The organism is Thauera sp. 63 (assembly GCF_000310165.2).
In the GTDB taxonomy this organism is placed as follows: Bacteria; Pseudomonadota; Gammaproteobacteria; order Burkholderiales; family Rhodocyclaceae; genus Thauera; species Thauera humireducens.
Genome location: NZ_AMXC01000018.1, coordinates 40131 through 62036, shown reverse-complemented (window position 1 = coordinate 62036; position 21906 = coordinate 40131). Strand labels below are relative to the sequence as shown.

The following is a 21906-nucleotide window of genomic DNA, read 5'->3' as shown; positions in this document are numbered from 1 at the left end:
GCGGTCGCAAGACCCGCCCCCTTCTGCATCCACGTCCATCGCCGCGAGCGAACTGGTGCTCAATACAGCTTCAGCGCCAGCGCGGCGACCAGGATCAGCAGCGGATACACCAGGACCGTAACCCAGACGCCGCAGCGGATCATCTCGCGCTGCGGCACCTTGCCGGTGCCGAACACAATCGCATTGGGGGGCGTCGCCACGGGCAGCATGAAGGCACAGGACGTACCGACCGCCACGAGGACAGCAAGCGGCACACTGTCGATATGCGGTGCCATGCCGAGGAAGAGCGGAATGAGCAATGCGGCACTCGCGGTATTGCTGGTGAATTCCGTCAGCAGCAACGCGAAGAGCACCATCAAGGCCACGCAGGCCAGCACCGGCAAGGCGAGCAGCGGCTCGCCCAGTTGCGCCGCCAGCCAGGCCGCGGCCCCGCTTTCGGCCAGTACCTTGCTCAATGCCAGACCACCGCCGAAAAGCAGCAGCACGCCCCACTCCGTACCGCGCTCGATGTCGGCCCAGCTCGCGAGCCCCAGACCATGCAGGCACAGCAGGGCGAACACCGCGACAGCGGCGTCGTAGCCGCGCACGATCCCCAGCTTCGCCCCGAGTGGAGCACCGAAGACCCACAGCAGCACGACCAGCCCGAACAGCGCCATCATCCATTTCTGCCGCCGCGTCCACACGCGTGCGACCTCGGTCTGGGGTACGAAGAAGTCCAGTCGTGGCTTCAGGGCGCGGCGCAGCGCGATCTCCGTCAGGGGCATCAGCAGCAGGACCAGCGGAACACCCCAAACCAGCCAACCGGCAAAGCTGATGCCGACATTGCTGGCCGCGATCGCATTGGGCGGGCTCCCGACAAGCGTGCCGATGCCGCCGATATTGGCGGAGAACGCTACGCCGAGCAGCACATAGATATGGGTCGCGCGGTCGCGCTCGGGTGACACCGCGGTGAGCAGGCCGAGCGCGAGCGGCAACATCATCGCCGCGGTTGCGGTGTTGCTGATCCACATCGACAGAAATGCGGTCAGCCAGAACAGCCAGCGCACGGCGCGACCGAAGTCGCTTCCGGCCCGGCTCAGGACCTCCGCAGCCATCCAGCGATCGAGTCCCTGGCGCCGCAAGCCCGCGGCCAGCGCAAAACCGCCAATGAAGAGGAAGATGACCGGGTCGGCGAACTGCAGCAGCGCCTCGTCGAAAGCCATCGCGCCGCTGAACCCCGCCAGCAGGGGCACAAGCAACGCAGTCACACTCACGTGCAGCGCCTCGGAGACCCACAGCCAGGCAATCGTCGCCATCAGGGCAAGCCCCGCGGCCGTCCGCCCAAGCTCGTCGCCCAGCATGAACTCGATGCCCAGAAACAGCAGGCCGGCGATCAGCAGGTTCACGCTACGACGCACGAGATGGCGCCTCATACTGTGCCGCAAGGCCGCCCGCCCCGTCTCCTGCTCGACGCAGGCTGAAACGGGCGGGGTCGAATCCCGGTGCCTCCATTGTCAGGCAACCCAGCGCGCCAGACGCCGCGGCACCATCACGAGTGGCAGCGGCCCATAGTCGGGCAGCCCGTCGCGCGTCGCCTGCGCCACCTCGCCCTGAATCAAGGGCCGGATGTAGTCGCAAGCCGCCTGCGTGACGTGGAGCCCGTCGGCACGCACGAATGCAGGCGGCAGCCTGCGCTCGAGATTGGCGATGCGCCCCGTGTCTTCCTCGGCGACCTCCCAGCGACAGGGCGCATCGGCGAGACGCCGGATGGCCGGGAAGACGCCGCCATGTCCATCCAACGCGAGTTCCACCGCCGCCCGGCCGACAGCCACCGCCTGCGCGTGATCGACCGCCGACAGCCAGTGCCCTGCCGAACGCTGCAGGTAATCCGGGATTGCCCAGTGATGCTTGTAGCCCAGCCGCTCGTGGATCATGCGCGCGATCGCCGACCCCGCGCCGCCCAGTTGCACGTAGCCTCGCGGGTCGCGGGACTTCTCCATGATCAGGCTGCCATCCGGGCGACGAATGCCCTCGGCAACCGTGATCGCGCAATAGCCGAGACGCTCGGTGACACGCCGGACTTCGGCAAGAAAGGCCTCCTCGTCGAAGGTCGCCTCGGGAACGAGCACGATGTGCGGCGCGGCATCGGGGTCGCCGTTCGCGGCCAGCGCCGTGGCAGCGGCCAGCCAGCCTGTGTTGCGCCCCATGACCTCCATCACGAACACACTGCCCCGGCTGCCGACCATCGACGCGATGTCCAGCCCGGCTTCGAGCATCGAGGTCGCCAGGTATTTCGCCGCCGAACCGAACCCCGGGCAGCAGTCGGTGCCGACGATGTCGTTATCCACGGTCTTCGGCACGCCGACGCATACCAGCGGATAGCCGCGCTCGCGAGCCGCATCGTGCAGGCGGGCGACCGCATCCATCGAGCCGTTGCCGCCGTTGTAGAGGAAGTAACCAATGTCGTGTGCCGCGAACACCTCGAACAGGCGGTCCGTGACCCGCTGGCCGTCATCGCTCGGCAGATCGAAGCGACATGAGCCGAAAGCACCGCCGGGACGCAGCATCAGCCGGGCGAGTGCTTCCTCGTCGAAGGCCTCGGTGTCGTAGAGATCCTCGGCCAGCACGCCGAGGATGCCACGACGGGCAGCGAACACCTTGCCGACGCGCTCCGGGCGCGTGCGCGCGGCAGCAATGACCGCCGCCGCCGACGCGTTGATCACGGCGGTGACACCGCCGGAATGGGCATACAGGAGATTGGATTGCTTCATGGTTCACCCAGCTTGCCGGCAGAGTTTGACGGCACGCTTACACCGGTGCATGGCGCACCGCAGAGCAGAAAAACAAAACGGCCGGCACCCGATCACGGGTTCCGGCCGCGAAGACGGGCGGAGCCGAGCTTACTTCAGCGCTTCGAATGCGCGCGCCGTGATCTCTTCGACTGCGCCGAGACCAGCGATCTTGCGTACCTTGGGGGCGTTGGCATCGCCAGAGGCAGCCCACTTGCTGTAGTACTCGACCAGCGGCTTGGTCTGCGCGTGATAGACGTCGAGACGCTTCTTGACCGTCTCCTCCTTGTCGTCGTCGCGCTGCACCAGATCCTCACCGGTCACGTCGTCCTTGCCCTCGACCTTCGGCGGGTTGTACTTGACGTGGTAGGTACGACCCGAAGCCAGGTGGGCGCGGCGACCGCTCATGCGCTCGACGATCTCGGCGTCGGGCACGTCGATCTCGAGCACGAAGTCGATCGGCACGCCTGCGTCCTTCATCGCGTCGGCCTGCGGGATGGTGCGCGGGAAGCCGTCGAACATGTAGCCCGACTTGCAGTCATCCTGCTGCAGGCGATCCTTGACCAGGCCGATGATGATGTCGTCCGACACCAGACCGCCGGCGTCCATGACCTTCTTGGCCTCGATGCCCAGCGGCGTGCCGGCCTTGACCGCTGCGCGCAGCATGTCGCCCGTGGAAATCTGCGGAATGCCGAACTTCTCCTTGATGAAGTTGGCCTGCGTACCCTTGCCCGCGCCCGGCGGTCCCAACAGAATCAGTCGCATACACCCTCCCGATGAATGTCGGCCACGAAATATGGCCCATTGTTAATGCAGAATTTTCTGGAAATTAACCGACACGACGTGTGGGGTCAAACCCCCGCGACGCGATAGACCTCGCGGACACGCTCGAGGTCCTCCGGCGTATCTACGCCGGCCGCCGGCGCGGAAACAAGATCGAGGACCTGAATGCGATAGCCGTGCCACAGCGCACGCAATTGCTCGAGCGCCTCCCAGTGCTCGAGCGGCGAGGGATCCAACTGCGCGTACCGCCGCAGGAAAGAGACCCGATAGGCGTACAGGCCGACATGGCGACGCATCGGCAGGCCCGGCGGGATCTCGTCGCGACGCCCTGCCCAGGCATCCCGGGCCCAGGGAATCGGCGCACGGGAAAAGTACAGCGCGCGCCCCGCCGCATCGCACACAACCTTGACGACATTGGGGTTGAACGCATCGTCCGCGGACACCAGCGCATGGGCGGCGGTCGCAATCGCCGCCTGCGGATCCGCGGCGAGTGCCTCGGCTACCGCGGCCACCGCGGCCGGGTCGATCAGCGGCTCGTCACCCTGCACATTGACCACGATCTCGTCATCACCCCAGCCCCGCAGCACGGCGACTTCGGCCAGACGATCGGTCCCGCTCGGGTGGTCCGCGCGGGTCATCACGGCCTGCCCGCCCGCCGCGAGGACGGCGTCACGCACCTCCTCGTGGTCGGTGGCGACGCAGATTTCGGTCGCCCCGGCGCCGGCAACCCGCTCGAGCACGCGCACGATCATCGGTTTGCCGCAGATATCCGCCAGCGGCTTTGCCGGCAGCCGTGTCGAGGCGTAACGCGCCGGCACGACGATACGGAACGGGCTCGCCATCGCGCTCACTTGCGCAGCGCGTCCACTTCCTCGGCGCTCATCGTGCGCGCCTCCTCGTCGAGCATCACTGGAATGCCGTCCCGAATCGGGAAGGCCAGGCGGTCCGCCTTGCAGACGAGTTCCTGCTTGTCCTTCAGGTAGTCCAGCGGACCCTTGCACAGCGGGCAGACAAGGATTTCAAGCAGTCGTGCGTCCATTCTTCAGTTTCTCCAGGATGCGTTCGGCGGCACCCGAACCGATCTGCGCCTCAACCGGGAACTCCCAGGCGTCGCCAGGCGCGAAAGCCCGGCATTTTACCGCATCCTTCGACGTCATCAGGATCGGCACTGCGTCCCCAAAGGACAGATCCTCGGGAACGAACACATGATGGTCCGGGAAGGGATGACGGATCGGATGAATGCCGAAGGCTTCGAGCTGGTCGAAGAACCGCTCGGGACGTCCGATGCCCGCCACGGCGTGAACCGCGCGCCCGGCCATCGTCCCGATCGGCACGATGCGCGACGGATCATCGAGCGAGCGCAGCACACCACCGCCCAGCGCCATCGGATAACACGGCACCTCGCCCAGCGCGGTCACCAGCGCGGGCGACAACGCGCCGTGTGCGATCACAAGGTCGACCTCGCCGAGGCGACCGAGCGGCTCGCGCAACGGCCCGGCCGGCAGCAGCAGTCCATTGCCGAGCGTTGCCGGGTCAACGACTGCAATCTCCATCGCCCGCCCGAGGCGGTAATGCTGCATGCCATCGTCGGACACGATCACGTCGCAACCCGGATGCAAGCGCAGCAACTCACGCGCAGCCGCGGGCCGATCGCGCCCGACGACCAGCGGACAGGCGCACGACGACGCCAGCAGCACCGGTTCGTCGCCGTAGACGGCCGGATCGCCGTCGGCAGGCACCTGCGCCACGCCTGTCACCGTTCCCCCGTGACCGCGACTGACGATGCCCGGCGAATACCCCGCGGCACGCAGACGTGCGACCAGCCATTGCACCACCGGCGTCTTGCCGCTACCGCCCACGGCAATATTGCCGACAACGATCACCGGCACGGGCAGCCGCTCGACGCGCGTGCGCTGCCGGCGCATACGGGCGAGCACACCGAAAAGCAGGGAAAGCGGATACAGCAGCCAGGCGAAGGCGCCGCGCCGGCGCCAGAACGCAGGAGCCCGGGCCGGCATGTCAGCGAATCACTGCGCCGGCGCCTGGGTTGCAAACGTGACGTGACCAAAGCCGGCGCGCTGCGCGGCCTGCATGACGTCAATCACGTTCTGGTGCGCCGCCTTGGCATCGGCATTGATCACGACGACCGGTTCGCTGCCACCGCCCGGTGCAGCCTTGCCGAGCGCCGTGGCAAGCGACTCGATGCTGCGATCGGCCACCGGCTGGCGATTGATGGTCACCTCGCCCGCCGCCGTGACGGCCACGATGATCTCGTTGGGGACGGATTCCGCGCCGGCGGATTCTGCAGACGGCAGATTGATCTCCAGTCCCGAGGTCTTCGAAAAGGTCGTCGTCAGCATCAGGAAGATGATGATGACGAGCACGACGTCGATGAGCGGGATCAGGTTGATCTCGGGCTCGGCACCTCGGCTGCCGCGGCGGAAGTTCATGCTGGACGCCCTCAGTCGCGACGCTCGCCGTGCGCGACTTCGACAAGTTTGATCGCCTGCTGCTCCATGTCGATGACCAGATCATCGATCAGGGCCCGGAAGTGGCGCCAGAAGATCATCGCCGGGATTGCAATGATGAGGCCGATGCCCGTCGTGTAGAGCGCAATCGAAATACCCTTCGCGAGCTGCGCCGGATTGGCGCCATTGACGCCCTGCGACGCAAAGATGTCGATCATGCCGATGATGGTGCCGAACAGCCCCAGCAATGGGCTGATCGCCGCGATCGTGCCAAGGGTGGTCATGAAGCGTTCGAGTTCGTGCGCAACCGCCCGGCCCGTTTCCTCGATCGCCTCCTTCATCATCTCCCGCGGGCTGCTGACGTTGCGCAGGCCCGCAGCCAGCACGCGCCCCAGCGGCGAATGCGCACCGACGCGCTCGACCATCGCCGTCGACACCCCGTGCTGACGGAGATCGTTCAGCACGTTGTCGAGCAGACCCGCCGGCGCCACGCGCGAACGACGCAACGTGACCGAGCGCTCGATGATCAGCGCCAGCGCCACGACCGAAGCCAGAATCAAAGGCCAGATTGGCCAGCCCACTGCCTGGATGATCGCGAACACGCTGTCAGGTCTCCGGTATGCAAAGGCGGAACTTTAGCGCTGCCGTACCGGGCCGACAAGGGCGAGCGCTCCACCTAATGACAATGGGAAGCCCCCAAACGGCATGAACAAGGATGTGCCGCGGCAGGGAGAAGCAATCCACAGAAGCTGTGGATAACTTTGTGGGTTCTTTCTGGATGTCGCCCCGAAACCCAATGATGGCAAGCCTCCGGACACTCCGATGCAAAATTGTGCAACAAATTACATCGTTTAAAAACAAATAGTTATAAATACACCCCTTGAAGATCAAGGACTTGCATCAACAGGCTTGACACGTGGGGGCGGCTGTGGATTCCGATACAATCCGCACATGCTCGACGCAGCCATTTCCTCCGATAACACCCCCTCGCGGCCGCCCGCGGGCCCGATTCCGCAGATCCTGACCGTATCGGCGCTCAACAGGCTCGCACGCGAGGCCCTCGAGGCTGCCCTGCCCCTCATGTGGATCGCAGGCGAGATCTCGAACCTGACCCGTGCGGCCTCTGGCCATCTTTACTTCACGCTCAAGGACGCCAACGCGCAGGTGCGCTGCGCGATGTGGCGCAACCGCGCACAATTGCTCGCCTTCCGGCCCGAGAATGGAATGCGTGTCGAAGTGCGTGCGCTGGCGACCCTGTACGAGGCGCGCGGCGACTACCAGCTCAATGTCGAGACCATCCGGCCGGCGGGCATCGGCGACCTCGCCGAAGCCTTTCGCAGGCTGAAGGACAAGCTGGCCGCAGAGGGTCTGTTCGACCCGGCGGGCCGCCTCCAACTGCCGCGCTTCCCGCGCGGGATCGGCATCGTCACGTCGCCGGCGGCGGCGGCGCTGCGCGACGTACTGGTCACATTGCAGCGACGCGCGCCCCACGTTCCGGTCGTGCTGTACCCCGCGCCGGTCCAGGGCGCGGACGCCGCGGGCCGGCTGCTCGATGCGCTGATGACGGCCGGACGTCGCGCCACCGGCGACGGCATCGACGTCCTTCTGCTGGTCCGCGGCGGTGGCAGCCTGGAAGACCTCTGGTCTTTCAATGACGAAGCCCTCGCACGCGCGATCCACGCCTGTCCGCTGCCCGTGGTCAGCGGCGTGGGGCACGAAACCGACTTCACCATCGCCGACTTCGTCGCCGACCTCCGCGCGCCGACGCCCACCGGCGCGGCCGAGCTCGCGACCGCCGGCTGGCATGCCGCCACTGGCGAAACCGCTGCGATCGCCGGGCGCTTGCAGCGCAGCATCGCACGTCGGCTGGAAGGCCTCGAGCAACGGGTGGACCGCGCGTCGCTCCGGCTGGTGCATCCGCGCGAACGCCTGCGGCGCGCCGCGGACGAACTCGAGGTTCAAGGCAAGCGACTGCGGCGGGCGATGCATCACCAGATCGAACGTGCGCATTTCCGCCAGGCCGCGCTGGATCTCCGTCTGGCGCGCGCACGCCCCATGTTGTCCGCCAAGCTGGACCGACTGGCGGTGCTTGAGGGACGGCTCGAGCGCGCCGCGCATCAGCTGCTCGCAGCACGGCACAGCAGGCTCGAGGCGCTCGAATCGCACCTCCAGCATCTCAGCCCCGAATCGGTGCTGGCACGCGGCTATGCCATCGCCCGCGACGCGGATGGCAATGTGCTGCGTTCGGCACGGCAGGTCGCCAACGAAGACGTGGTCGACGTCCAGCTCGCCGACGGGACACTGCGAACCCGCGTGACGGGACTCGGTCTATGATGGATCGGTGAAACGAAGGGCGCCTGGGCTTCCACGCCTTTCGTCACGCTCCGGGAGCGCCTAAGATGTCGGCCTCCAGGATTGTCACTGACACACAATCCTGACTAGAATAGTCGGGCTTTCCCCCGAGAATCCCGAGAACCTGCAAAAGGAGAGACACATGGAACACACCCTGCCCGCCCTGCCGTATGCCAAGGACGCCCTGGCTCCGCACATTTCGGCCGAAACGCTCGAGTTCCACTACGGCAAGCACCACCAGGCCTACGTGACCAACCTGAACAACCTGATCAAGGGCACCGAGTACGAGAACCTCGACCTCGAAGCCATCATCAAGAAGGCGCCGGCCGGCGGCATCTACAACAACTCCGCCCAGGTCTGGAACCACACCTTCTTCTGGAACAGCATGAAGCCGAACGGCGGCGGTGAGCCGACCGGCGCGCTGGCTGACGCCATCAAGGCCAAGTGGGGTTCGTTCGAGGACTTCAAGAAGGCCTTCCAGACCTCGGCCGTGGGCAACTTCGGTTCGGGCTGGACCTGGCTGGTGAAGAAGGCCGACGGCTCGGTCGACATCGTCAACATGGGCGCCGCCGGCACTCCGCTGACCACCGGCGACACCGCACTGCTCTGTATCGACGTGTGGGAGCACGCCTACTACATCGACTACCGCAACCGTCGTCCGGACTTCGTCGCCACCTTCCTCGACAAGCTGGCCAACTGGGACTTCGCGGCGCAGAACTTCGCCTGATCCCTGCCGGCCCGGTCCAGCGGATCCGGGCCTTCGCAGCTGCGAAAGCGACCCCTTGTGGTCGCTTTCGCGTTTTTCGGCCCCGCGCCTTTCGACACGCCCGCTCCTGCTCGCCCCCATGCTCGACATCCTCTATCGCGACGAATGGCTGGTGGCCATCCACAAGCCTTCCGGCTTGCTGGTGCACCGCAGCCCGATCGCAGCCCGTGATGAACGCTTCGCGGTGCAACTGCTGCGGGACCAGATCGGACGCAGGGTCTTCCCCGCACACCGCCTGGATCGCGGCACCTCGGGCGTGCTGTTGTTCGCGCTAGACGCCGCGATGGCTGCGGCACTGGGCGCACAGTTCGAGGCGCGGACGGTCGCGAAGCGCTACGTCGCCGTCGTACGTGGCCATCCGCCCGAGGCGGGCGCCATCGACCATCCGCTCGTCCGCAAGCTCGACGCGATCGAGCGCAGGCACGGCGTGGGCGCAGGCCGGCGGGACGCTCTGCCTGAAGACGAGGACGATGATTCCGCAGCAGACGGACAGAAGACCGAGGGCGCTGCCGCCGCCCTACCCGCGCTGACGCATTTCCGCCGGCTGGCGACCGTCGAGCTGCCCCACGCCGTCGACCGTTACCCGACCAGCCGTTACGCCCTCGTCGAACTCACACCGGAAACCGGCCGTCGTCATCAGTTGCGCCGCCACCTCAAGCACCTCTCGCACCCGATCATCGGCGATGCCACCTACGGCAAGGGTCGGCACAACCGGCTGTTCCAGACCCTGTTCGGCTGCCAGCGCCTGCTGCTCGCCTGCACCACGCTGACCTTCATACACCCGGCAACGGGGGTCCTCCTGAACATCACGGCTCCGCTGGCTGACGATTTCGGCGCCGTGCTCCGACAACTGGGCTGGGACGCGGCCGTGACGGGCTGATCTCGCGCCCAGTCCCCAGCGACGGCATTTTCAAGGCACAATCGACGCTCCACAGGCAGGCGGTACCAAGCTGGCACCGCGATGCCGTCCACCCCGACCACCCAGGTACATCGATGAATCCGCTGCTCCAGGTACGCCAGCACGGCCAGCAGATCTGGCTCGACAACCTCTCCCGCACCTTGCTCAACGACGGTCACCTCGCACGCTTGATCGCAGAAGACGGCGTCGCCGGCGTGACCACGAACCCTGCGATCTTCCACAAGGCAATCGCCGGCGGGCGCTACTACGAAGACGACCTGGCTGCCCTCAAGCAGCAGCCCCTGAGCGCCGAGGCACGCTACGAGGCGCTCGTGATTCCGGATGTCCAGCGCGCCTGCGACCTGCTTGCGCCCCGGCATCGCGACAGTGGCGGCAATGCCGGATATGTCAGTCTCGAGGTCTCACCGGCGCTGGCGCACGACGCGGACGGCACGGTCGCGGCCGGCCTGCGGCTCAGGGCCGCGGTGAACCGGCCCAACCTGCTGATCAAGGTGCCCGCCACCCCGGCTGGCGTCGAGGCCATCGAACGCCTCATCGGCGAAGGCGTCAGCGTCAACGTGACCCTGATGTTCTCGCTCGCACACGTCGAGGCGGTGGCGAGCGCCTACCTGCGGGGCCTTTTGCGACTGTGCGCGGCTGGCGGCGATCCGTCGACGGTGATGTCCGTCGCGAGCCTCTTCCTGTCGCGCGTTGACAGCTTGGTCGACAAGCAACTCGATGAACTCGGCGGCGACGCGCTCGCCCTGCGTGGCAAGAGCGCAGTGGCAACGGCCAAGCTCGCCTACCAGCGCTATCTGGCGCGCTTCCACGGCGAGGAATTCAGCGCGCTGAACGCGAAAGGCGCTCGCCCCCAGTACATGTTGTGGGCCAGTACCGGCACCAAGAATCCCGCCTACAGCGACCTCCTGTACGTGGAGCCGCTGATTGGTGCGGAAACGGTCAACACGCTGCCCGACGCCACGCTCGACGCCCTGCGCGACCACGGCCGCGTCGACGCGACGCTGGACCGGGACGTGGATGCGGCCAAGGCGCAGTACGCCGCGCTCGAGCGTGTGGGTGTCGACCTCGACGCCGTGGGCGAACGCCTGCAGCGGGAAGGCCTGGCACAGTTCGAACAGGCTTTCGCCGCGCTGCTGGAACTCACCGCCTGAGTCCGCACGTCTTCCAATGCAAAAGGGCCGCGCTCGGGCGGCCCTTCTTTTTTCAGCGGAGCTTTCCGTTCAGGCCACGGTAAGCTTCGGCGCCTGACGCACCAGGGCGGAGCGGCCGACACCGCGCTGGTCGCCGGCTGCCGTCAGCAACTCCTTCATGTCCAAGATCAGGACGATCTGGCCGTTCGACAGCGTCGTCACGCCCGCGACGCCCTTCGGACGGAAGTCGTCGAGCGACTTGATCACCGCGTCCTCGCGGCCGGCAAAGCTGTCGATCGCGAGAATGAAGGACAGCTCGGCTGCCTGCATCAGCACCCCGTATTGAGGGACGCGCTCCTGCGGCCAGCCGATCAGCGACGCCAGCGGCAGGATCTGCAGCACTTCGCCGCGCACGACCATCGTCGCCTTTGCGCCCACGTCCTGGATGTTCGCCGGATCGATCGGCAAGATCTCCCGCACCATAGACAGCGGCACAGCGAAGGGCTGGTCGCCCAGCCGCACCAGCAGCACAGGAAGGATCGCCAGCGTCAGCGGCAGGTTGATGATGAAAGTCGTGCCCTTGCCCAGTTGCGAGCGGATCTCGATCGAGCCATTGAGCTTCTGGATGTTGGTGCGCACCACGTCCATGCCCACGCCACGGCCGGAGACGTCCGATACCTGTTCGACGGTGGAGAAGCCGGGCAGGAAGACCAGGTTGTAGCTCTGGCGCTCATCCATCGTGCTCGCTTCCTCATCCGTGATGAGGCCTTTCGCGAGCGCCTTGGCGCGCAGGCGCTCGGCGTCCATGCCGCGCCCGTCGTCCGCAACCAGGATGACGATGTGGTCGCCTTCCTGGCGCGCCTCGAGGCGGACATTCGACTTCTCGGGCTTGCCCGCTGCGATACGACCGGCAGGCTCCTCGACACCATGGTCAACCGCGTTGCGAATGAGGTGGATGATCGGATCAGCAAGGTCCTCGATCATCGTCTTGTCGATCTCGGTCTCCTCACCCGCCAGGACGAGTTCGACATCCTTGCCGAGGTTGCGTGCGAGGTCGCGGGCAATCCGCGGGTACTTCTGGAACAGGCGGCCAACTGGCTGCATGCGGGTCTTCATCACCGCGTTCTGCAGGTCGGACACCAGCAGGTCGAGCTGGCTCACCGCCAGATCGAGCGCATGCAGGGTCTCGGTGTCATTGCGGCCGCTGAGGATGTCGCTGCGCAGCGCATTCAGGCGGTTCTTCGTCAGGCCGATTTCACCCGACAGGTTCAGGACCTGGTCGAGGCGCGCGGTGTCGACCCGGATCGAGTTGTCGCGCTGGCGCTCGGTGTCACGCCTGCCGCTCGGCCCGGTGGCGCCCGGCTTGTCGATCGCGCGCCGCCCGATCGCAGCCTTGATGATCGCCTCGGGCGACTCTGCCGGCGCTTGCACGGCCGGCAAGGTCTGCGCAGGCGCCGCAACGGCAGCCTTGGGCTGCACCACCGTCTTGCCGGTCACGGCCGAATAGAGCACGTCCCAGTCGGGCTCGCCCGGCTTCGGGATCGCCATGGGCGCAACAGGCGCCGCCTGCGCCGCGCCAGACAGTCGAACCTGCTCGCCGGCCAGGGCCGCCTTGAGTGCCGCAATCAGCGCAGGGTCGGCCGCAGGCGGCTGAGTCCCGTGCTCGAGCTGGCCGAACATGTCGCGCACGGCCGAAGTCGCCGCCAGGATGACATCCATCGTTTCCGGGGTCACCGACAGCTCGCTGTTGCGCAGTTTGTCGAACAGATTCTCGGTCAGATGGCACACGTTGACCAATTCGGTCGCATTCAGGAAGCCTGCGCCGCCCTTGATCGTGTGAAAACCGCGGAAGATGTCGTTGAGCAGGCCGACGTCGTCTGGCGAACGTTCGAGATCGACCAGCTTGTTGTCTACCCCCGATAGAAGGTCCCCGGCCTCGATGAGGAAGTCCTGAAGCAGGTCCTCCATTCCGGCAAAATCACTCATGGCTGTTTGGCTCCAATCTCTCATCAGCGGGTGCCCCGGCCTCTGCTGCGGGCACCCGTCAAGGTCAGGTCTTCAGGTACGCGACATCAGGGGTAGCGACGTCAGCGTCACGACGCGGCTCAGAACCCGAGGCTCTCGAGCAGGTCGTCCACCTGGGCCTGCGTGGTCACGACGTCGGGTCGTTTGCCGTCGATGACCGGACCATTCATCAGGTTTATCTTGTGCTCGAACTTCAGATTCGGCGGAGCGGTTTCGAGCAGCACCTGCAACAGCTGGCTCTCCAGTGTCTGCGCGAGCTCGACCACACGCTTGATAACCTGCCCGGTCAGGTCCTGGAAATCCTGCGCCATCATGATTTCCATCAGCTGGGCGTTGGTCGCACGGCTATTCGCATCGACCGTGCCGAGGAAATCGCGGGTCTCGGCACTCAGCTGACGGAACTCGTCAGGCGACAGCTGTCCGGCGAAAAGCTGATCCCAACGTCCGCGCAGGGCACCGGCTCCGCTTTGCAGACCGTCCTGCAGCGGACGGGCGATGTCCGTCGCATTGAGCACCCGGCTCGCCGCCTGCTCGGTCATCTGCGCGATGTAGTCGAGTCGCTGACGGGCGTCGGGCATCGCGACGGCAAATTCCTGCAGCGCCTGGTTGAGTCCCAACTCACGCAGCGTGTCGTGCAATTGGCGTGTCATCTGGCCAAGGCGGTTGAACACGGCCTCGCCCTCCGCATCGGCGGCCGGCGGCTCAGAGGCTGCGGCGGGGGCGGCGCCCGCCTCCGCAGCCACTGCGTCGAACAGGGCCTGGAGCTCGTCGTTGTCCCCCGATCCGTCGGCAGAGGGGGCTACCACGGCAGGCGCAGGTTTCGGCGCGGGCGTCGATGCGCCCGCAGGCTCGGATGCAATGCTGTCAAACAGCGCCTGCAGGTCGTCCGAGTCGCCCGATTCGTCTAGTCTTGCCTTTTTGCTCATGTCAGGCTCCAGCTATGGACGCGCCGCCGTTCAGGCGGAGTGCCCCATCTTCTCGAAGATCTTCTGCATCTTCTCCGACAGTGTCGCGGCCGTGAAAGGCTTCACAATGTAGCCGCTCGCACCCGCCTGCGCCGCCGCGATGATGTTCTCCTTCTTTGCCTCGGCGGTGATCATGAGCACCGGCAGGTGCTTGAGATGGGGCGAACGACGGATCGTCTGCAGCAGGGTCAGACCGTCCATGTTGGGCATGTTCCAGTCGGTAACGACGAAGTCGAACTGCCCGCTGTTGAGCTTCTGCAGCGCGATCGCGCCATCCTCGGCCTCATCGACGTTCGTGAAACCCAGCTCCTTGAGCAAGTTGCGGACGATGCGCCGCATGGTCGAGAAATCATCGACGACGAGGAATTTCAGTTTGGGGTCGGACATTGTGTTCTCCAGATTCGGCAGCACTCGCCGCTCAGGCGGCCCGCTGCGCCCGTTCCAGCATCGGACGCAAGGTGTCAGCGAGTACATCGGCGTCGAATTTTGCCACGTAGGCATCCACACCCACACGCTTGCCCATCGCCCGGTTGGCCTCGGACGACAGCGAGGAATGCATCACGACCGGAATGTTCTCGAAACGGGGGTCGGCCTTGATGTTGCGCGTCAGGACATAGCCGTCCATCTCCGGCATCTCGGCATCGACCATGATGAGGTCGATCTCCTCGGTCAGGTCGCGCCCGACCAGATCGCAGTGGTCGGCGATGCTGATGAGCCGGGTCCAGGCTTCCATGCCATTCACCGCATGCTTGTGGCGCACGCCGAGCTTGTCGAGCACCTCGGTGATCTTGCGCCGAGCCACACCCGAGTCATCGACGAAGAAGACGTTGACTTCATGCCCGTTGTGGAGCGGCGCGATGTTGCCGACGACTGCATCGCCGAAGGTATTCGCCATGATCGTCTCCACGTCGAGGATGGAGACGAGGCGGCCGTCGGGCAGTTCGGTGATCGCGGTGATGTAGCTCTGCGTGCCGGCCGAAACGTTATCCGGCGTGCGCACCTTCTCCCAGTCGACCCGGATGATGCGGTCGACTTCCTGCACCAGGAAACCCAGTGTGCGCTTGCTGTACTCGGTCACCATCATCGAGCCGCCAAGCGCCATGCCCGGCTCGGACACCCCGAGAATGCTCGACAACGAGAGCACCGGGATCACGTTGCCACGCAGGGAAATCAAGCCTTCGACACCGCGCGGCATGTTGGGGGTGCGTGTGATGAAGGGGGTCGTGCAGACTTCGCGCACCTTGAACACGTTGATGCCGAAGTTTTCCGTCGTGCCGAGCGAGAACAGCAGGATCTCCATGCAGTTCGAGCCGGCCAGCGTCGTGCGGCTATCGACCGATTCAAGCAGGGCGTGGTCCTTATCAGCTTTCAACATGGTGTTCCTCACTTCGTATCGCCTTTGTGGCCGCGCTCGGCCAGCAGCCGGGCCAGCGTCTGGGCCAGGCGCTGCGGTTCGAACTTGGGCACGTACTCATCCACGCCGACCGACATCCCGAGCTGCTGATTCGACATGCCCGACAGCGATGAATGCATCAGCACGGGAACGCCGGCAAAGCGGCGGTCCGACTTGATCTGCTTGGTCAGGATGTAGCCGTCCATCTCCGGCATCTCGACGTCGGTCAGCACCAGGCTGACGAGATCCGTGACCTTGCGTCCGGTGGCATCGGCAAGTGCCGCGACCTTCTTGAGCTCTTCCCACGCCTGGCGGCCATTGACCGACCCGACGTAGCGCACCCCCAACGCGTCGAGCGTCTGGGAGATCTGGCGGCGGGCGACCGAGGAGTCGTCGGCGAAGAACACCACGTGCTCATTCGCATCGGGCAGGCGCTCGATATCCTTGAACATGAAGTCGTCGTCATAGTTGGTGGTCTCCGACAACACCTTCTCGACGTCGAGCATCATGACGAGCTTCTTGTCGGCAAGCTCGGTCACCGCAGTGACGAGGCCGCCGAGGTTGGCCGTCAGCATGTCGGGCGGCACGCGCATCTGCGACCAGTCCAGTCGCAGGATGGTGTCGACCGCCTCGACCAGGAAGCCCTGGGTGTGGCCGTTGTACTCGGTGACGATCATGATGTCGCGTGGCGTTTCGACGCCGATGCCGACGTAGCGCGCCAGATCGACCACCGGCACCAGCACCCCGCGCAGGCTGACCATGCCTTCGACCGAGGCCGGCATCTCGGGCGCGGCGGTGATCTTGGGCGTGCGCATCACCTCGCGCACCTTGAAGACGTTGATGCCGAACGTCTCGCGTCGTCCCGTGCGCGAATCCACGCCCAGCGTGAACAGCAGAATCTCGAGCTTGTTGGTGCCCGCAAGCCGGGTACGGGCATCGATATTCTTGAGCAGATCGGACATTTTTTCCCCCGCCTCCGGCGGTCAATACGGGCCGCGAAAGCGACCTCGTGTTTCACACATAACGGCCCGTCCATGACGGACTTGAGCCGAAAATCAACGCACCTGCGCAGGACCGCCCACGGGCGTGACCCCCGCGTCACCGGCGCCTGTCCCGGATGGCAGCCCACCCTGGATGCGATCGCCGATCTCCGCGCCTTCATCGCCGCCGCGCACCTCGACGCCGGTCGTGCTCGAAGCGCCGCGCAAGGCCTCTTCCGTCGTCTTGTTGAGCACGATGATGCTGATGCGGCGATTGATCGGATCGAACGGGTCGTCCCGATTCAGCGGGATCGTGTCGGCGAGGCCGACCACGCGCACCATCTTCCCGGCCTCGAGTCCGCCAGCCACCAACTCCCGCCGCGATGCATTGGCGCGGTTCGATGACAGCTCCCAGTTCGAGAAGCCGCGCTCGCCGCCGGCGTACTGCGCGGAGTCGGTATGCCCGGAGAGACTGATCCGGTTGTCGACATCGTTCAGCGCCCGCGCAATCTCGCGTAGGAGTTCACGCGTGTAGGGCCTCAGTTCGGCGCTCGACGAGGTGAACATCGGCCTGTTCTGCTCATCCACGAGCTGTATCCGCAGCCCCTCGGTCGTGATGTCCATCAGGATCTGGTTCTTGAACTGGCGCAAGGAGGCATTCGCCTCGATGATCGCCTCGAGCCGTCCCTTGAGGTCGATCAGCCGCGAGCGCTCCCGACGCTCGGCCAGTTGCTCGGCCGCGAGTTCGGCATCGGTCTTGCGCTTGCCGCCCGCCGCGTCGAGGTTGATGGCACGGGAGCTTGCCACGTCGCCCCGCTTGACCTGCCCCACCGAGCGCGTCAGATCCTCACCCCCGCCCTGCAGGATGCTCGAGCTGTCACCCGTTCCCTCGCCCCCCTGCATCGCCACCTTGAGCGGGTTCTGGAAGTAATCCGCGATCCCTTCGAGGTCACCCTGTGCCGTGGACCCCAGCAGCCACATTAGCAGGAAGAAGGCCATCATCGCCGTGACGAAGTCGGCATAGGCGATCTTCCACGCACCACCGTGCGCGCCACCACCGCCCTTCTTGATGCGTTTGACGACGATGGGCTGCTGGGTGTCGTCGCTCATGACGCCTCCAGCTCAAGCCGGTCGATCGACTGCGTGTGCATCCTCAACCCTTGCGGCTCTTGATCTCTTCCTCGAGCTCGACGAAGCCCGGGCGATCGTTTGCATACAGCACCTTCCGTCCGAACTCGATCGCGACCTGCGGCGCATAGCCGTTCATGCTCGCCAGCAGCACCACCTTCATGACCTGGTAGATCTTGCCGCTCTCTTCCACCTTCTGCTCGAGCTGGCTGGCGATCGGCGAGACGAAGCCGTACGACACCAGGATGCCGAGGAAGGTACCGACCAGTGCGCCACCGATCATCTTGCCGAGCACCGCCGGCGGCTGCCCGACCGAGCCCATGACGTTCACCACCCCCATCACCGCCACCACGATACCGAAAGCCGGCAGCGCGTCCGCGACCTTGGAAACGATGTGCGGCGCCTGGTGCGCCTCCTGATGGTGCGTCTCGATCTCCATGTCCATCAGGTTCTCGATCTCGAACGCATTCAGGTTCCCGCCGACCATCATGCGCAGATAGTCGGTCAGGAATTCGATCGCATGGTGGTCGGCGGCGACGTTGGGATACTTTGCGAATATGGGGCTTGATTCGGGATTCTCGATGTCGCCCTCGATCGACATCAGGCCCTCCTTGCGGACCTTCGCCAGAATTTCGTAGAGCAGGGCCAGCAGGTCAACATAGAGCGCCTTGTTGTAGGGCGAGCCCTTCAACACGGACGGAAGGGCAGCCATCGTTGCCTTGATCGCCTTCGGGCCATTGCCTGCCACGAAGCCGCCGATCATCAGGCCGACGATCGCGAGGTACTCCATCGGCACCCACAATGCGGCCAGGCTGCCGTGCACCGCATAGGTTCCCAGCGAGGCAGCAAGAATGATGACGTAGCCAATGATCAGAAACACCGGTCACTCCAGGTGGAATTTCGCTGCGGCAGAGCCTAGCCACAACCGTATCGACAGTCTCGTGATTTTTAACGTCTCTGTCCTGCAAAACTTGAGTCGGACGTGATCGACGATGCAGCGCCGCAAACAAAAGGGCCGCCCGACTGCTCGGGCGGCCCTGCCTTCGTGGAGTATCCGGTCGCGCCGGAAAGGCTCCGCCGTATCGATCAGGCTGTGGCTGCGGCCGGCTTGCGACGTGTTGCGGGACGCGCCTGGGTGGTGCGGCGCGACTTGCCCGCACGCGAGGGCATGTTGCACAGCCCGCACACGTAGTCCTGCACCGGATCATGCGCGTGTGCCACGTAGTGGCCGCCGCAGGCCTTGCACGGCGCCATCTGCAGCAGATCGGCGTCGAAGAAGCGCACCAGCGTCCAGGCACGGGTCAAGCTCAGCACCGGCTCCATGACGTTGCATTCGATGTGGTCGAGGTACAGGTGGTAGGCCTTGATGATGGCGTCCAGCCCCGCAAGCCCCGCACGCTCGCAGTAGAAACGGTGCAGCGCCATGAACAGCGACGAGTGCACGTTCGGCTGCCAGGTCATGAACCAGTCGGTCGAGAACGGCAGCATGCCCTTTGGCGGCGAGACGCCACGGACTTCCTTGTAGATCTTCAGCAGTTTCTCGCGGCTGAGGCGGGTTTCAACCTCGAGCATCTGCATGCGCGCGCCCAGTTGAACCATCTCGACGGCACGGCGGATGTCCTCCGCCTCTTCGATCACGCTCTTGTTCTTCATGTCTTGCTCCTCAGGCCGCCCCGGTTGCCGCCTTGCCCGCCGCGAGGATCGCGGCATGCAGACCTGCGCTCGACGCATCGCGCCCCTCGCCAGCCATCAGGCGTGCGAGTTGGGCATCGTCGAAACGGAAACAGGGTACCAGCATCTGGCTGCCGGCCATTCTCACGAGTTTGGCCGCAGTCATCGATTCGATCACGTCAGCCAGCTCATCACCGATGCCGAGACGGAACATTGCGGTCGCCCGATCGCTACGCAACATCTGCTGCGCCAGCATCAGGTAGGCCAGATTCAGCTCACGTATCTCGGTCTGGAAGTCGGGTCGATCCATAGTTTTCCAATCCCTTTCAGGGATGAACGGACCCGAACTTAAAGTAAATCCTCAGTATCAGCAAGTTACAAAGTCACACACAGATGGATTCGACCCCGTCGAACCGTTGCCCAAGTGCAACAACGGGCGCCGAATTCAGGATGTGGCATGAACGACCTGGGCGCTCATCACGCAATTGCGGCCCCGCTCCTTGGCGAGGAAGGCACCGCGGTCAGCGAGCTTGATCAGGGCATCGGCGTTGGCCATCGACGGCTCGCGCATGGCAACGCCGACGCTGACCGTCAGCCTCACCCGCGGCCCACCGGTGTCGATCGGCATGTCGTGCGCGGCGCTGCGCAAGCGTTCCGCGCAACCCAGCGCCGCGGACAGGTCGGTGTCCGGACAGATCACCAGAAACTCGTCGCCACCGGTGCGGCAAATGACATCCTGCGCGCGCAAGGCGCCGCGCAGCGTCGCCGATATCTGGCGCAAGGCAATGTCGCCGACGTCGTGGCCATGTGCGTCGTTGATTTCCTTGAAGCCGTCGAGGTCGACCAGCATGACCGACAACGGACGGCTATGGCGCGCAGCGGCCGCCCACTCCATCTGGATACGGTCGATCGCGAAGCGACGGTTCGGGATGCCGGTCAGCGCATCCGTCATCGCGGCTTCCTGCAGGCGCCGGTTCGAAATCGAAAGCTCCGCGGCGAAATGACGGAGTTCCTCGCGTTCGCGCTCCAGCTCGCGCTGCAGTGTCACGGTGCGGCGTCCGGCCCGCAGCCGGACCGCGAGCACCGCCGGCCTGATCGGCCTGAGGATGAAATCGTCTGCCCCCGCCGCTGCAGCCTCCTCGAGAAGTCCGTCGTCGTCCGCATCGAGCAGCGCCAGGATGTGCAGTGTGCGCCCGAAACGCGTGGTGCGAAGCGCGCGCACGAGCGACGCACCGCAGTTCTCACCCAACCAGTCGACCAGCAGCAGGCATGGCTGAACGTCGATGGCGCTCTCGATCGCCTGCGTGCAATCCGCCTGCTCATGCACGCTGAACCCCGACTCCTCGAGCAGCACCCGCATGTGCGCGCGCTCGGAAGCATCACCCGCGACGATCAACACCGGCATGTCGCTGCCCGGCTGGGTCGTGGTCGGATCCGCCGCGCTCGCCGCCGGCTTCGATTCCGTCTCGTCCGCTGCACACAGGCTGCCGAAAGCCGGGGCACGCGCCGTGCCGATCTGCAGCAGCTTGCCCCACTCGCCCCACTCCCGCGCGATGCGCTCGCACAGCGAGACGAAATCCCCGCGCGGCAGTCCCAGCCGCCCGGCAAGCTGCAGCATGGCCGGCATCAGCCGCGCCTGCTCCGACTCGGGGGCGAGGCACAACTGGGCAATCGCCCGCGACAGCACCAGACACTGCACGAGCCCCGCCTCACGCGAGCCCTCGGCAAAATCCGTGAGCTCGGGACGCTCGAAGCACAGCACCGGATTGACCAGTTGCGTGGGCACACCCCAGTCGATCAGCATCGCCGCACCGAGCTCGCAGTGGGTCATCGCAAATGCCGTCTGCTCGAGATCGAGCTGGCGCAGCTGCGGTGATCGCGCCACCTCCTTAAGGAGACGCGAGAAGTCGGCCGGATAGAGGGTCGCGAGCGCGAGTTCGCCAACGCGCGCGAGCAGGCCCAGGCTGAACGCTTCGTCGGCCGGAACGACACGCACCCGCTGGACGAGCGCCTGCATCGAAAGCGCCATCAACAGCGACGACGACCAGAAGCGCCCGTAATCGAAGCCCTCGCACGCCCCCTTGCGGTAGTTGGAGAGCAAGGAGAAACCCAGCGCCAGGGTCCTGACGGCCGGCAGCCCCAGCACCATCAAGGCTTCCTGGACCGAGACCACGGCACGCCGGTTCTCTGCCACAAGGCCGTTCGCGGCCTTTATGAGGCGCCCGACGAAGGCCGGGTCGCTCTTGATCACCCGTGCCAGCTCCGCCATCGACACATCGGCAGACTGAGTCAGACGGATGATGGCAATTGCGACACCCCGCGGCGATGGCAGGTCACCCACAGCCTTGAGCTGCTCGAAACGCTTGATGTCGATCGGAGGGGGCATGGACGAACCGCGATGGCCTCATGAAATGCCGCAATATTGCGACCGATCAGGACTCTAGCCGCTCCACGACCTGCTGTCAGCGGGGGGAACCCTAATTTCCGGGGCTTTCCGCGAATCCCGTCACAGTCGGCACCCGCCCGCCGGCGGCAGGCGAAAAACACGTAGAATTCAC

22 protein-coding genes are annotated in these 21906 nt (G+C 65.4%); 4 read left to right on the top strand and 18 right to left on the bottom strand.

The genetic code is table 11. From position 1 onward, the window contains the following. Positions 1-59: 59 nt before the first annotated feature. The 8 genes from C664_RS14310 to C664_RS14275 form a co-directional block, all read right to left on the bottom strand. Positions 60-1397: an SLC13 family permease gene (locus tag C664_RS14310; RefSeq protein ID WP_038011949.1), complete on the bottom strand. Its 1338-nt coding sequence runs from the start codon at positions 1395-1397 to the stop codon at positions 60-62. A 96-nt stretch (positions 1398-1493) separates the two neighbouring features. Beyond that, complete coding sequence (locus C664_RS14305; protein WP_004262279.1) at positions 1494-2750, bottom strand: 6-phosphofructokinase; 1257 nt, start codon at positions 2748-2750, stop codon at positions 1494-1496. Positions 2751-2879: 129 nt separating this feature from the next. Further along, positions 2880-3533, bottom strand: a complete 654-nt coding sequence (gene adk / locus C664_RS14300; protein ID WP_004262275.1) for an adenylate kinase — start codon at positions 3531-3533, stop codon at positions 2880-2882. An 86-nt stretch (positions 3534-3619) separates the two neighbouring features. After that, positions 3620-4393 carry a 3-deoxy-manno-octulosonate cytidylyltransferase gene (gene kdsB / locus C664_RS14295; protein ID WP_038011916.1) on the bottom strand — a complete coding sequence of 258 codons (774 nt, stop codon included), beginning with the start codon at positions 4391-4393 and terminating at the stop codon, positions 3620-3622. 5 nt (positions 4394-4398) lie between these two features. Then, a complete protein-coding gene (locus C664_RS14290; RefSeq protein WP_004262265.1) occupies positions 4399-4590 on the bottom strand; it encodes a Trm112 family protein in 192 nt (63 codons plus the stop codon). Continuing rightward, positions 4571-5569: a tetraacyldisaccharide 4'-kinase gene (lpxK, locus tag C664_RS14285; RefSeq protein WP_004262262.1), complete on the bottom strand. Its 999-nt coding sequence runs from the start codon at positions 5567-5569 to the stop codon at positions 4571-4573. Before lpxK ends, C664_RS14290 begins: the two co-directional genes overlap by 20 nt. A 9-nt stretch (positions 5570-5578) precedes the next feature. After that, positions 5579-6001 carry an ExbD/TolR family protein gene (locus C664_RS14280; protein ID WP_004262259.1) on the bottom strand — a complete coding sequence of 141 codons (423 nt, stop codon included), beginning with the start codon at positions 5999-6001 and terminating at the stop codon, positions 5579-5581. Positions 6002-6012: 11 nt separating this feature from the next. Beyond that, positions 6013-6621, bottom strand: coding sequence for a MotA/TolQ/ExbB proton channel family protein (locus C664_RS14275; RefSeq protein WP_004262257.1), 609 nt, complete (start codon positions 6619-6621; stop codon positions 6013-6015). 349 nt (positions 6622-6970) lie between these two features. On the opposite strand from C664_RS14275, the gene xseA reads away from it, so the two are divergent. The 4 genes from xseA to tal all read left to right on the top strand — a co-directional run bounded on the left by xseA (position 6971) and on the right by tal (position 11207). Further along, positions 6971-8353 carry an exodeoxyribonuclease VII large subunit gene (gene xseA, locus C664_RS14270; protein WP_004262254.1) on the top strand — a complete coding sequence of 461 codons (1383 nt, stop codon included), beginning with the start codon at positions 6971-6973 and terminating at the stop codon, positions 8351-8353. A gap of 160 nt (positions 8354-8513) precedes the next feature. Then, positions 8514-9098: a superoxide dismutase gene (locus C664_RS14265; RefSeq protein WP_004262252.1), complete on the top strand. Its 585-nt coding sequence runs from the start codon at positions 8514-8516 to the stop codon at positions 9096-9098. Positions 9099-9216: 118 nt separating this feature from the next. Continuing rightward, positions 9217-10017, top strand: a complete 801-nt coding sequence (locus C664_RS14260) for a pseudouridine synthase (RefSeq protein WP_004262251.1) — start codon at positions 9217-9219, stop codon at positions 10015-10017. Between the two features lie 113 nt (positions 10018-10130). Further along, entirely contained in the window at positions 10131-11207 is a 1077-nt protein-coding gene (gene tal / locus C664_RS14255; protein WP_004262249.1) for a transaldolase, read from the top strand. A 69-nt stretch (positions 11208-11276) separates the two neighbouring features. On the opposite strand, the gene C664_RS14250 is transcribed toward tal, so the two are convergent. The 10 genes from C664_RS14250 to C664_RS14205 all read right to left on the bottom strand — a co-directional run bounded on the left by C664_RS14250 (position 11277) and on the right by C664_RS14205 (position 21734). Further along, positions 11277-13172 (bottom strand): chemotaxis protein CheA, encoded by a 1896-nt coding sequence (locus C664_RS14250; RefSeq protein WP_198291534.1) that lies wholly within the window; start codon positions 13170-13172, stop codon positions 11277-11279. Between the two features lie 119 nt (positions 13173-13291). Next, positions 13292-14137: a protein phosphatase CheZ gene (gene cheZ, locus C664_RS14245; protein WP_004262240.1), complete on the bottom strand. Its 846-nt coding sequence runs from the start codon at positions 14135-14137 to the stop codon at positions 13292-13294. 30 nt (positions 14138-14167) lie between these two features. Beyond that, positions 14168-14563 (bottom strand): chemotaxis response regulator CheY, encoded by a 396-nt coding sequence (gene cheY, locus C664_RS14240; protein ID WP_004262228.1) that lies wholly within the window; start codon positions 14561-14563, stop codon positions 14168-14170. A 31-nt stretch (positions 14564-14594) separates the two neighbouring features. Further along, entirely contained in the window at positions 14595-15551 is a 957-nt protein-coding gene (locus C664_RS14235) for a chemotaxis protein (RefSeq protein ID WP_004262225.1), read from the bottom strand. Between the two features lie 8 nt (positions 15552-15559). After that, a complete protein-coding gene (locus C664_RS14230; RefSeq protein WP_004262221.1) occupies positions 15560-16531 on the bottom strand; it encodes a chemotaxis protein in 972 nt (323 codons plus the stop codon). A 93-nt stretch (positions 16532-16624) separates the two neighbouring features. Continuing rightward, positions 16625-17659, bottom strand: a complete 1035-nt coding sequence (motB, locus tag C664_RS14225) for a flagellar motor protein MotB (RefSeq protein WP_004262220.1) — start codon at positions 17657-17659, stop codon at positions 16625-16627. A 43-nt stretch (positions 17660-17702) separates the two neighbouring features. Next, positions 17703-18557 (bottom strand): flagellar motor stator protein MotA, encoded by an 855-nt coding sequence (gene motA / locus C664_RS14220; protein WP_004262219.1) that lies wholly within the window; start codon positions 18555-18557, stop codon positions 17703-17705. A 206-nt stretch (positions 18558-18763) separates the two neighbouring features. Next, positions 18764-19330: a flagellar transcriptional regulator FlhC gene (flhC, locus tag C664_RS14215; protein ID WP_004262217.1), complete on the bottom strand. Its 567-nt coding sequence runs from the start codon at positions 19328-19330 to the stop codon at positions 18764-18766. 10 nt (positions 19331-19340) lie between these two features. Continuing rightward, the gene (gene flhD / locus C664_RS14210; protein ID WP_004262213.1) at positions 19341-19658 is read right to left on the bottom strand and encodes a flagellar transcriptional regulator FlhD; all 318 of its coding nucleotides are present in this window, start codon (positions 19656-19658) and stop codon (positions 19341-19343) included. 135 nt (positions 19659-19793) lie between these two features. Then, positions 19794-21734 carry a diguanylate cyclase gene (locus tag C664_RS14205; RefSeq protein WP_004262208.1) on the bottom strand — a complete coding sequence of 647 codons (1941 nt, stop codon included), beginning with the start codon at positions 21732-21734 and terminating at the stop codon, positions 19794-19796. Between the last annotated feature and the right edge of the window lie 172 nt (positions 21735-21906).